Here is an 11,600-nt window from a genome sequence, read left to right as displayed (position 1 = left end):
CCCCCCCCTTTCTCCTACAGAAGCGAACAGAAACGCAGGGCGTCGTAGATGGCCGCGTGAATGTTGCGGCTGGCGACAGCATCCCCGATACGGACCAGATCGAAGCCTGCGTCGGGCTGCTTGACGGGGAGCGGAGGCTTGCGCGTGATCAACGCCTGATAATCCACCGCACCCAGATTTCTCGAAAGCGGCTTTAGAGCAAGATAAAGATCGGCATTGGCCATCGTGCCGTGCTCGACCACCACCTGCGCCACCCGCCGTTCCGCCACGGCATCCCTCGAAAAATCCGATCCGAGCACGGCCACCAGCGCATCTCCCTCGCGCCGGACGGATTTGAGACGGGTGTTGATCGTCACCCGCACGTCTTTTTCAGCAAAGAGCTTCGCATAGGGCACATGGTTCATGCCGCCCATTTCCGGCGCGAAGAAGCGCTCAGGGGACACGAGTTCGAGTTCCGCCCCCGTTTCGGCGATCACTTCCGCAGCGCTCATGCCGGGATGGCCGCCATTGTCGTCGAAGAGCAGCACAGGGCCTGCGGGTTTCGCCGTTCCGGCCAGGATATCCCAGCTCGAGGTCACCAGGTCCTCGCCCGCCTCCAGTTCCGGCGCCTGCGCGATGCCGCCGGTCGCCACCACCACGAGGTCCGGCCCGAGCGAAAGCACGTCGTCAGCTTCGGCATAGACGCCGTAACGCAACTCCACGCCGAGCCGCTCCAGCTCGGCAAGCCGCCAGTCGACGATGCCGATCATCTCCTTGCGGCGCGGATTGCGGACAAGCAGATTGATTTGCCCGCCGGCCTCTCCCGTCGCCTCCAGCACGATGACGCGATGGCCCCGCTCGGCCAGAACGCGCGCCGCTTCCAACCCGGCCGGGCCGGCACCGACCACCACCGCGCTGCGACAGTGCCCGGCCTTGCCGATCTCATGCGAGAGCTCCGTCTCGCGGCCGGTCGCGGCATTGTGGATGCAGAGAGCTTCTCCGCCCTCGTAGATGCGGTCGAGGCAGTAGGTCGCTCCGACGCAGGGACGGATGCGGGCTTCCTCGCCCGCCGCCACCTTTCGCGCGATATGCGGATCGGCCATATGGGCGCGCGTCATGCCCACCATGTCGAGCCTGCCGGTGGCGATCGCATGACGGGCGGTCGCAATATCGGCGATGCGTGCGGCATGGAATACCGGGAACTTCGTCGTTTCGCGAACCTCACCCGCGAAATCCAGATGCGGCGCCGAGCGCATGCCCTGGATGGGAATGACATCGGCGAGCGCCGCGTCATGATCGATATGGCCGCGGATGACGTTGAGGAAATCGATCCCGCCGGAGCCTGCCAGCCGCCGGGCGATTTCCACGCCCTCCTCGCGCGAGAAGCCCTTTTCCCAATCCTCGTCGGCCGCCATGCGGATACCGACGATGAAATCCGGGCCGACCGCCTTGCGCACCGCCTCGATCACCATCGTCGAGAAACGCATTCGGTTGTCGAGCGATCCGCCGAACTCGTCATCGCGGTGGTTGGTGGCGGGAGACCAGAACTGATCCATCAGATGGCCGTAAGCCTCGAACTCGATGCCATCCAGGCCCGCCGCCTGCATGCGGGCCGCCGCATCGGCATAGTCGGAGACGATCCGCTCGACATCCCAGTCTTCGATCTCCTTGGGAAAGGCGCGGTGGGCGGGTTCGCGGATCGGCGAAGGCGCCAGCACGGGCAGCCAGTCGCCCTTGTTCCAGCCGGTGCGCCGGCCGAGATGGGTGAGCTGGATCATCACGGCCGCGCCATGCTCATGACAGTCGTCGGCAAGCCGCTTCAGCCAAGGAACGATCTCGTCGCGATAGGCATGCAGGTTGCCGAAAGCGGGCGGGCTGTCGGCGGAGACCACGGCCGATCCAGCCGTCATGGTGAGCGCGATGCCGCCCTTGGCTTTCTCCACATGGTAGAGGCGATAGCGGTCGGTGGGCATGCCGTCTTCGGAATAGGCCGGCTCATGCGCGGTCGACATCAGCCGGTTTCTGAGAGTCAGGTGTTTCAGGCGGAAGGGCTGCAGCAGGGGATCGTTGGACAAGGACATCGCTTCGAACGCCGAAAGGTGGACATTCCAGCATCATCGCCAACTCGCCGCAAGATGGCGACGGTCACCAGCGCCGCTTAATGTCCAGCAAGCGGCGCTTTCCCCGAAAAAGGATAGCCGTCTTGCGTCAGACACGCTCGCCGAAGACCACGTCGCGGTAGTGATCGTGGAGATAGCGCAGCGTGGCGGCGCCCTCGGCCGGCTTACCGTAATAGTAGCCCTGCCCCATGCCGCAGCCGAGCGCCTTGAGCTTTTCCGCATCGCCCTTCTGTTCGATGCCCTCGGCCACCACTTCCAGATCAAGCCCCTCGCACATGGCGACGATCGCCTTGACGATATGCTCGGAAGCTCGGTCGGTGGTGATGCGAGAGACGAAGGCGCGGTCGATCTTGACCTTGTCGAAGGTGAAATCCCTGAGCCGCCCGAGGCTCGACTGGCCCGTTCCGAAATCGTCGAGGGCGATGCGCACGCCCGCCCTGCGCAGATCGGTGATGATCCGATGCGCGGTATCGGCAGACGTCATCACGGCCGTCTCGGTGATCTCCAGCTCCAATCGCGCGGGATCGAGGCCGACCCGGCCGAGCGTGGCGAGGATCGCTTCCGTCGTTCCCGTATCCATGAGTTGGGCGGAGGAGAGATTGAAGGACAGGAAGAGTTCACGCGGCCAGGACAGCGCGGCCTCGGCGGCCTTGCGCAGCAAGGTTTCGGAAAGCGCGTCGATGAAGCCGCGTTCCTCGGCAAGCGGCACGAAGACGCCGGGCGAGACGAAGCCGAGATCGGGATCAATCCAGCGGGCCAGCGCCTCGAATCCCACCACTCCGCCATCGCGAAGGCGCACGATCGGCTGGAAATGCGCCTCGACGGCATCGGCGATAACCGCCGTGCGGAGCGCCTGTTCGAGTTGCGTCGCACGCTTCATCTCCTGCGCGATCTCGCGGGAATAGACGGTGATCTGGCCCCGGCCGCGGCGCTTGGAGCGATAGAGCGCGGTTTCGGCGCTTTTCAGCAGTTCCTCGAAATCCGCGCCCGCGAAAGGATAGATGGAGAAGCCGAAGGAGGCGGAGAGCCGGACGTTGCGATCACCGAGATCGTAGGGAGCGGAGAGGACATCCTTCATCATCTGGCCTATGCGCTCGGCACCCGTGCGCTCGAAGACGAGCGGCAGGACGAAGGCGAATTCGTCGCCGTCGTGGCGGGTCACGGTGGCGCCGTCCGGCATGCAGGCCTTCAGGCGGTGGGCGACCTGGCAGAGGATCTCGTCGCCGGCCTCGGCCCCGAAGAGATCGTTGATCGGCTTGAACCCGTCGAGATTGGCGATGCAGATGGTGAAAGGCGCGGGGTCGTCGGCCCGTTCGGCCGCAAGCAGGCGCACCTTGTCGCGCAGGCGGTACCGGTTGCCGAGGCCCGTCAGCGGGTCGCTGTAGGCCATCGCCTGCAGCTCATTCTGACTGACCTGCGGCAATGGATTGCTCGCCGACTTCATACCCAATTCCGCCATGCTCCCTAATTCGGGCAAGGATGCGAGAGAAAGATTAAAAAATTCATAGCCCTGACGGATTCGCGCATTCGTAACCAGACCGCAAATCGCCGACAGTCGCCGCACCTACAAGTGGGTTTGAAGCTTTCGCATCTCGCCGTTCAGATGCGTCTGGAAAACCGCCTCCAGCGCCTCGGGGCTGATCGGCTTCAGGATCACGCCGTCCATGCCGGCAGCAAGGCAGGCCTCGCGATCCCGATCGAAAGCCTGGGGGAGAACGCCGATGATCGGCGTTGCCGGAAGACCGCCTTCAAGCGCGCGGATTTCCCGCGCCGCCTCGAAACCGTTACGCTTTGGCAGAGTAATGTCCATGAGCACGACGCGGGGCCTGTGCTCCTGCCAGAGGCGGACCGCGGCCTCGCCATCGGCGGCAAGGACGTAGCGATAGCCCAAGCCCTCGAGGATTTGCGAGAAGACGATCTGGTTGACCTCGTTGTCCTCTGCGACGAGGACGTCGATCCCCTCGTAGACCACCGGCATGGCGCAGACCTGCCAATCGATATCGTCCGCGGCGGTTTCATCCCGCAGCTTTCGCAGCACCGAGGCGGCCAGATCATCCGCCGCAGAGCGGCCGTCGAGCACCAGAACCGGTATGCCGTACTGATCCGCAAGCCCCAGGCAACGGACATCCATCTCGGCATCGGCAATGACGAGGTCTATGTCGATCGCCGCCTCATGCGCCATGCGAAGGAACAGGTCGAGCTCTTCGGGGCTCGTCACGGAAGAAGTATCTAGGCCAAGGCCCGCAAGCGTCTCGAGCGCCGCGGCTTCCGTGGTGCTGGCGGAGGTAACGACGAGAACGCGGCGACCGTCCGCCCCTTCGAGCACGATGTCTGCGGCGTTTCCATCCTGCCGTTCAACCCCGCCTATGCCGGAGGAGATCGGCCCCACTCCGTCCGGCCACGAGGTGACGCCTTGCGTCTGCGGATCGAGATTGTCGAGGGCGGTCACATCCTCCAGCACGCTGACGACATGGTAGCGGCCGGGTTTTCCGATGCGGAACTTGCGAACGACGATGACCGATTCCGTCCCGTCCGCATGGATGACGCCTTCAAGCATCGTGGAGGGATTGCCGGTTTCGAGAACCTGCCGGTTCACGCCGTCCAGGCGCTCGGCGAATGCGTCGGGATGGATTTCCTGGATCGTTCTGCCGAGAATGGCATCCGCCGGACGATCGAAGGAGCGGCAGATCGCCTTGTTGACGGCGACGTAGTGGAAAGTGTGGTCCTGCACGCAGAGGGGAAAGGGGAGATTATCGAGGATTTCCTCGGTAATCTGCACGCGGTCGAGATCGGCCCGCCACTGTTCCTCGCGCTTCTTATGTTCGGAAACGTCCCTGACGACGCAGATGCCGTAGCCGGAGGGAAGCCGGCGCCTGCTATAGCTCACCCAGCGATCGGTGCCCCGCTGCTCCACGGCCTCGGCACGCTCCTTCCAGAGGGTGGCGATCTGCTTGGCGATCCAATCCTCCCGGCTCATCATCCGGCGGGAGCCATGACCGTCGCTCGATAAGCGTCCTCCGCCATCATAAACTGCGCCGAGAAAATCGCGCAGCCGCGTGCCGGGAGCGAGGAATTTTCTGGAAACGGGCAGAAGTCCGAGAAGTTGCTGGCTGGCGAAAACGATCAGATCGTTCCTGTCGTAGACAAGCACGGCGCCCGAGATCGCCTCGGAGATCGCCTCCAGCATCGCAGTCTGAATGTTCGCGTCGCCGGACGCCAAATCATCCATCGGACGGACTCCCCGTATGCTATTTCGAACCCTATTCAGGACACGGCTGTTCACCTGCCGATCGATACCTCTCGGCATTTCATTCGCTACCTTCGGGGTCGTGTGGGACATGCTGGGGACCGGCCTGGTGGCAACCGGCTGACCGATCCGTTCGTGGCGGCGTCCAGCCGGCCGCCACATCGGTCATGAAAGGAGAGTGGAGGGTTCTCCCAAATTTCTTCGATATTTCAATCCCTGAACTAATTAGAGGCTTTATCTTAAGGCGGGATTAATGGGGAGCCACGAGAGGAATGAAGGAGCGGCCCTTCCCATCCTCCGCCGAATCCGGGAAAATGCGGCATGTCCGTAAAACAACTGCCAGAAACCCTCATCAACCAGATCGCCGCCGGAGAGGTCATCGAACGGCCGGCCAGCGCCGCCAAGGAGCTGGTCGAAAACGCCATCGATGCCGGCGCGACGCGGATCGAGATCGCCACCGCCGCAGGAGGCAAGAGCCTCATGCGCATTACCGACAACGGTTCCGGCATGGATGCCGCCGACCTCGACCTTGCCATCAGACGGCATTGCACCTCGAAGATTTCGGAAACTCTCGACGATATCAGGACCCTCGGCTTCCGTGGCGAGGCGCTGCCTTCGATCGGCTCGGTCGCCAAGCTCTCGATCACCAGCCGCCGGGCGGGAGATGCGGAAGGCGCGCAGGTTTCGGTCGTCGGCGGCAAGACGACCGGCGTGAGGCCCGCGCCGGCAAATCCCGGCACGGTGGTGGAGGTGCGCGACATTTTCTTCGCCACCCCGGCCCGGCTGAAATTCCTGAAAACGGAAAAGGCGGAGGCGGGCGCCATCACCGAAGTGGTGAAGCGTATGGCGATCGCCTTCCCGAAAGTCCGCTTCGTGCTTTCGGGCTCCGACCGTTCCACGCTGGAATTCCCCTCGACCGGAGACGACCATCTCGCCCGCATGGCGCAGGTTCTGGGCGCCGAGTTCAAGGACAATGCGGTCGAGATCGATGCGATGCGGGAAGACGTGGCGCTTACCGGATTTGCCGGCGTGCCGACCTTCAACCGGGGCAATTCGGCGCATCAATATGCCTTCGTCAACGGCCGTCCGGTGCAGGACAAGCTGATCCTTTCCGCCATTCGCGGAGCTTATGCGGAAAGCATTCCCTCCGGGCGCTATCCCATCGCGGTGCTGTCGCTCACCCTCGATCCGGCGCTGGTGGACGTCAACGTGCATCCGGCCAAGGCCGACGTGCGCTTCCGCGATCCGGGGCTCGTGCGCGGGCTGATTGTCGGGGCGATCCGCGAGGCCATGGCGCGGGAAGGAGACCGGGCCGCCACGACCGGCACGGCCGGCATGATGCGCGCCTTCCGCCCCGGTTTTTCGCCGCAGGCCCCCGCGCCGAGAGCGCCCTGGACGCCTGCCGCATCGCCCTACCGGCCCGATGGCTACCAGCCGCAGGATTGGGGACAGCCGGAATTTCACCCGGCCACGCGGTTCGAGGAACGGGCGCAGGCGAATTTCGATATCCTGACAATGCCCACCGCACGCGCCGATATTCCGCCCGAGCAAAGCGTCGCTCAGGCAGCCGCAGCGCCCGATGCAGCACGCTACCGGCTGGGTGCTCCACGGGCGCAGATCCACGAAAACTATATCGTCGCCCAGACCGAGGACGGGCTGGTGATCGTCGATCAGCATGCCGCTCACGAGCGACTGGTTTTCGAGGCGATGCGCAAGGCGCTCGACGCCAAGCGGCTGGCGAGCCAGGTGCTGCTGATCCCGGAAATCATCGATCTGCCGGAAGAGGATTGCGACCGGCTGATGGCGCATGCGGCCGAACTCGACCGCTTCGGGCTTTCGATCGAGCGCTTCGGCCCCGGCGCGGTCGCCGTGCGCGAAACGCCGGCCATGCTCGGCGAGGTGGATGCGGCTTCCCTCGTCCGCGACCTTGCCGACGAGATCGCGGAATGGAACACGGCGGGCGGGCTGAAAAGCAAGCTCGAACATGTCGCAGCCACCATGGCTTGCCATGGCTCGGTGCGTTCTGGCCGGCGGTTGAAGCCGGAGGAGATGAATGCGCTGTTGCGCGAAATGGAAGCGACGCCCGGCTCCGGCACCTGCAATCACGGCCGCCCGACCTATATCGAACTCAAGCTCGCCGATATCGAGCGCCTGTTCGGCAGAAGCTGAAAACCTCTTTCAATCGGAAGTATCTCGGGGTAGACGATCCCCATGTTTTTCCGCAGGAGACGACAGATGAACCGTTTCGAGGGAAGCGGACACCGCGAAGCAAGAATCCGGTATCTCGACGGCGACTACCAGATTCTGACGGCCGGCTCCTATGTCGTATGCGCCATGACGGGCAATCATATTCCTCTGGACGAACTGCGCTACTGGAGCGTCGCCCGGCAGGAAGCCTATGTCGACGCGGCTGCCTCCTTCGAGGCCGAAAAGCGCGCCGGCGCCTTGCCGAACCAGAGCCGCAACTAAAGCTTTTCCCTCAACCGCCGTTCGCGGCAATTGGCGATCGCCGCATCGATGATCTTGCCGGGCGCCTGCGGATCGTCGAAGGTCATCTCGACTTCGACCACATGCGCTCTTTTCGCCAGCTCCTCCGCCGGCCCATGATGGCCGGCAAGCCGCACCGCATCCTTGGCCGTCGTCACCAGAAGAAGGTTTTCCTTCTCCGCATCGGCGATGAGGTCGCTGATCTCGTCCTCGCTGAAATAGTGGTGATCCGGAAAGGAACGGCGCGCCGCGATTTGGCCGCCGAGCGACTCCACCGTGCGATAGAATTTCTCGGGATCGGCAATACCCGCGAAGGCGAGAACCGGGCGCCCTTCGAGCGCATTGTCGCCTCGCGGCTTCAACGAAGCTACATAGATAGGCTTGCCGGCGCGGGAAGCCTGACGCACCAACGCATCCGCCGCATTTCCCGAGCCGACCTTCAGCAGGGCGGAAAGCTGGCGCATCTGCTCGGGGATCGGCGCGCGCACCGGCCCGCCCGGAACAAGATGCCCGTTGCCGACGCCGCGAACCGTATCGATGACCACCAGCGCGAAATCGAGCACGAGCCTGGCGCTCTGGAAACCATCGTCCATGATGATGAGATCGACGCCTTCGGCCACGAGCTTGTGCGCCCCTTCCACCCGCCGGCGGGAAATGACGGTCAACGCCTCGCGGGCCAGCAACAGGGCCTCGTCTCCCACCTCTTCGGCGCGATGATGCCCGGCCTCCACAATGGTCGTCACGTCGAGCGAGCCGCCATAACCGCGGGTGAGGAAACCGGGCTTCAACCCCTTTTCCACCGCTGCGCGGGCAAGCGCGATCGCCGTCGGGGTCTTGCCGGCGCCGCCGACAGTGAAATTGCCGACACAGATGACGGGCACCATCACGCCGGCGCGGCTCGCCTTCGCCATGCGGCGACCGGCGATAACCCCATAGAGATAGGAGAAGGGAGAGAGCCCCCAGGCACGCCAATCGGCTTTGTTCCACCAGAATGGCGGCGCTTCCGAAACCATACAAACTCTCCGACAGCACCGGAATGAAGCGGTGCCAAGACGGCTTTTTGCCCGAAAGGCAAGTCCGCCGCAACCGGTCAGGCGAAGGGCCATTCCGGCAACAGCGTTTCGAGAACGGTGATGTCCTCCAGGCAGAGGTCGGCCGCGGCCTCGAGCGTCTCGCGCGATCCGGTGCCGGTGAGCACCGCCACCCTCACGCCCGCGCCGGCCTTTTCGCCCATGTGCATGTCATGATTGTTGTCGCCGACCATGGCCACCTTTGACGGATCGAGCCCCGTCGCGGCGCAGAAACCGAGCAGCATGCCGGGCTCCGGCTTGACGCCGAACCCGCTATCATAGCCCGCGACGAAATCCACATGCTCGGCGAAGCCGAAGCGGCGGGCCGTCTCCAGGATCGAGCGCTCGTTATCGCTGGAGGCGACGCCGAGCTTCAGGCCGCGCGCCTTCAACCGGGCGAAAAAACCGGCAAGGTCGGTCACCGGCACGGAGAATTCCGCAGCCCGCAGAAAGAGCGCGTCGAGCTCGCGCGTCAGCTCCCCGACATCAAGCGGAGAGCCGGCGGCCACAAAACCGGCGGCGATCTCGGCGGCATTGCCCGCGGCAAGCAGGCTGTCGGCCCTGGTATGGCCCGAAACCGGGTCCATGCCGGCGAGGAAGAGAAGCTGCGGCTCGATTTCCGCGTTTCCGGCCGCGGCAATGCGGGCCGCCTCGCGGTTCACCGGTCCCCAGCTTTCGTCGTAGCGAAGCAAGGTGCCGTCCTTGTCGAAGAGGATGCCCGCAATCCCGGACAGGTCTACCGGCTTCATTGAGCGGCTGCACTTCTCGGCTGCAGGCGCGCCGTCACCGTCAGCGGGTTGATATAGGGCTCCAGCGCCTTGACGGTGGCGGAAAGGGCGCCGCGCATCTCCTCCATCGCCTCCTGCCCGGCATCGACCATCTTGCGACGGGCGAGATCGTTGGAGAGAAGATAGTGCACTGCCTTGGCCAGCATCTCGACATCGCGCACCATGCGGGCGCCGCCCTTGCGGATCAGATGCTGGTAAGCATCGCGGAAATTCTGGACATGGCTGCCGGAAAGCACGGCGCAGCCGAGCATGGCGGGCTCCAGCGGGTTCTGCCCGCCCTCCCCGGTCAACGATTTGCCGACGAAGGCGACCTCGGTCAGGCGCAGGTAGAGACCCATTTCACCGATCGTATCGCCGAGGAATACGTCGGTCTCTTCCGTAATCTTGTCGTTGCGGGACCGGCGGGCGACCCAGAGCCCCTGCGCCTGCAGCATGGTCTCGATCTCGTCGCAACGCTCCGGATGCCGGGGCACGATGATGGTGAGCTGGCCGTTCTTCGATTTCAGCGCCCGGTGGATCGTGGCGGCCGCCTTTTCCTCTCCCTCGAAGGTGGAGATCGCGGCCCAGGTCCTGCGGCTGCCGATTTCTCCCCGGTAGCGCTCCAGAAGCGCTTCGTCGCAGGGCGGCGGATCGGTATCGCTCTTCAGGTTTCCGGAAACGATCACCGGCCATGCGCCGAGATCGCGATAGTGCTCGGCATCGAGATCGGATTGGGCAACCACCAGCGCCATCTTCTCGAACAGCGTCTCGGCGATCTTTCCGTTATTGCGCCAACGCTCGAAGGATCGGTCAGACATGCGGGCATTGACGCGAATCTGGGGAATGTGACGCCGCGCCAACTCGTCCATCGTCATCGGCCAGATTTCCGATTCAGCCGTGATGCAGATATCCGGCTGCCAATAGCGCAGGAAGCGTGTGACCGGAAACTTCAGGTCGAGCGGCACATACTGGTGGATGACCTCGCCGGAAAGCCGGGAATTCACGAGTCCCGTCGAGGTAACCGTTCCGGTGGTCAGGAGGACGTGGATCTCGCGCCGACGCAGTTCGCGGATCAGCGGAATGACCGCCATCGTCTCGCCGACGCTTGCCGCATGCACCCAGGCGAGGGGCCCGCGCGGACGCGGCAGGCTGGCATAGCCAAGACGCTCCAGCTTGCGGGAGCGGTCTTCCTTGCCCTTGAGGGCGCGATAGGTGAGATAGGGTCCGGCAAACGGATAGGCAGCGATACCGGCAATCCGGTATCCGGCTAGAGCGACACGCGCCAAACCCCTGCTCACCGCGCCCGCCTCCAGTATTCGGCCGCCGCCGCCCAATGTGATAAACCCTCTGATTAAATAGTCCTAAACGAGTTTCTTCTCTTTTACAAATGCGTCAAAAAAGGGTCTCCGGCACCGGCTGGAGGTTTATCCACCGCTTAGACAAACTTGTTCGGAACAGATCTTTCGTCAGGCCGATTTCGTTTCCGGATCGAGCAGGCGATGCATGTGAACGATGAAGTAACGCATGTGCGCGTTGTCGACGGTCTGTTGCGCCTTGGCGCGCCATGCCACAAGGGCGCTGGCGTAATCCGGGTAGATCCCGACGATATCGAGACCGGACAGATCCTTGAACTGAACGCCTTCGAGGCTCTCCAGCTCGCCACCGAAAACCAGATGCAGAAGTTGCTTTTTCTCGCTCGTTTCCGTCATTTTCCGTTACCGTCCATTAACAGTCCCCCCGAGCCCTCCTCTGCGGCATTCCTCCGGAAAGGTCAACCAAAAGAACGCGTGAGCACGGCGCCGCAATGACGACTTCCGGAGCCGTTCACGGCACGAGATGCCGCATCAGGCGGTCGAGCGCATGTTCGGCGCCGGCGCAAAGTATGCCGTGGGTGACGCCCTCACGATTATAGACGAGCGGCCGGCCGTCG

Annotated in this window: 9 protein-coding genes; 2 read left to right on the top strand and 7 right to left on the bottom strand. The window is 63.8% G+C overall.

All coding sequences use genetic code 11. The features are described 5' to 3' along the window. Positions 1-14: 14 nt before the first annotated feature. From ACE04I_RS04095 to ACE04I_RS04085, 3 genes are all read right to left on the bottom strand, one after another. Complete coding sequence (locus ACE04I_RS04095; protein WP_487206652.1) at positions 15-2,060, bottom strand: oxidoreductase; 2,046 nt, start codon at positions 2,058-2,060, stop codon at positions 15-17. Positions 2,061-2,187: 127 nt separating this feature from the next. Next, on the bottom strand, positions 2,188-3,543 hold the full coding sequence (locus tag ACE04I_RS04090; RefSeq protein WP_046797445.1) for a putative bifunctional diguanylate cyclase/phosphodiesterase: 1,356 nt from the start codon (positions 3,541-3,543) through the stop codon (positions 2,188-2,190). A 120-nt stretch (positions 3,544-3,663) separates the two neighbouring features. Next, positions 3,664-5,328 carry a response regulator gene (locus tag ACE04I_RS04085; protein ID WP_046797444.1) on the bottom strand — a complete coding sequence of 555 codons (1,665 nt, stop codon included), beginning with the start codon at positions 5,326-5,328 and terminating at the stop codon, positions 3,664-3,666. A 339-nt stretch (positions 5,329-5,667) separates the two neighbouring features. Between ACE04I_RS04085 and mutL the strand changes: the two genes are divergently transcribed. Beyond that, entirely contained in the window at positions 5,668-7,515 is a 1,848-nt protein-coding gene (mutL, locus tag ACE04I_RS04080; protein WP_046797443.1) for a DNA mismatch repair endonuclease MutL, read from the top strand. A 66-nt stretch (positions 7,516-7,581) separates the two neighbouring features. Further along, positions 7,582-7,815, top strand: a complete 234-nt coding sequence (locus tag ACE04I_RS04075) for a DUF2093 domain-containing protein (RefSeq protein ID WP_046797442.1) — start codon at positions 7,582-7,584, stop codon at positions 7,813-7,815. Here the strand turns inward: ACE04I_RS04075 and lpxK are convergent. The 4 genes from lpxK to ACE04I_RS04055 all read right to left on the bottom strand — a co-directional run bounded on the left by lpxK (position 7,812) and on the right by ACE04I_RS04055 (position 11,379). Further along, positions 7,812-8,846 carry a tetraacyldisaccharide 4'-kinase gene (gene lpxK / locus ACE04I_RS04070; protein ID WP_137326912.1) on the bottom strand — a complete coding sequence of 345 codons (1,035 nt, stop codon included), beginning with the start codon at positions 8,844-8,846 and terminating at the stop codon, positions 7,812-7,814. The genes ACE04I_RS04075 and lpxK overlap by 4 nt on opposite strands. Before the next feature lie 77 nt (positions 8,847-8,923). Further along, the gene (locus tag ACE04I_RS04065; protein ID WP_487206651.1) at positions 8,924-9,652 is read right to left on the bottom strand and encodes an HAD family hydrolase; all 729 of its coding nucleotides are present in this window, start codon (positions 9,650-9,652) and stop codon (positions 8,924-8,926) included. Then, on the bottom strand, positions 9,649-10,968 hold the full coding sequence (waaA, locus tag ACE04I_RS04060; protein WP_046797458.1) for a lipid IV(A) 3-deoxy-D-manno-octulosonic acid transferase: 1,320 nt from the start codon (positions 10,966-10,968) through the stop codon (positions 9,649-9,651). The genes ACE04I_RS04065 and waaA overlap by 4 nt, the downstream gene beginning before the upstream one ends. A 168-nt stretch (positions 10,969-11,136) precedes the next feature. Beyond that, positions 11,137-11,379 carry a DUF4170 domain-containing protein gene (locus ACE04I_RS04055; RefSeq protein ID WP_046797439.1) on the bottom strand — a complete coding sequence of 81 codons (243 nt, stop codon included), beginning with the start codon at positions 11,377-11,379 and terminating at the stop codon, positions 11,137-11,139. Positions 11,380-11,600 lie beyond the last annotated feature (221 nt).

The sequence above is a fragment of the Rhizobium moroccans genome (assembly GCF_057559155.1).
Note: the sequence above shows the minus strand (reverse complement) of the source record. Positions and strands in the feature narration are given on the sequence as shown.

Bases quoted from the DNA above. Each gene is read 5' to 3' on its own strand.
- ACE04I_RS04095 (WP_487206652.1), bottom strand. From the start codon at position 2,060: ATGTCCTTGTCCAACGATCCCCTGCTGCAGCCCTTCCGCCTGAAACAC.
- ACE04I_RS04090 (WP_046797445.1), bottom strand. From the start codon at position 3,543: ATGAAGTCGGCGAGCAATCCATTGCCGCAGGTCAGTCAGAATGAGCTG.
- ACE04I_RS04085 (WP_046797444.1), bottom strand. From the start codon at position 5,328: ATGGATGATTTGGCGTCCGGCGACGCGAACATTCAGACTGCGATGCTG.
- mutL (WP_046797443.1), top strand. From the start codon at position 5,668: ATGTCCGTAAAACAACTGCCAGAAACCCTCATCAACCAGATCGCCGCC.
- ACE04I_RS04075 (WP_046797442.1), top strand. From the start codon at position 7,582: ATGAACCGTTTCGAGGGAAGCGGACACCGCGAAGCAAGAATCCGGTAT.
- lpxK (WP_137326912.1), bottom strand. From the start codon at position 8,846: ATGGTTTCGGAAGCGCCGCCATTCTGGTGGAACAAAGCCGATTGGCGT.
- ACE04I_RS04065 (WP_487206651.1), bottom strand. From the start codon at position 9,652: ATGAAGCCGGTAGACCTGTCCGGGATTGCGGGCATCCTCTTCGACAAG.
- ACE04I_RS04055 (WP_046797439.1), bottom strand. From the start codon at position 11,379: ATGACGGAAACGAGCGAGAAAAAGCAACTTCTGCATCTGGTTTTCGGT.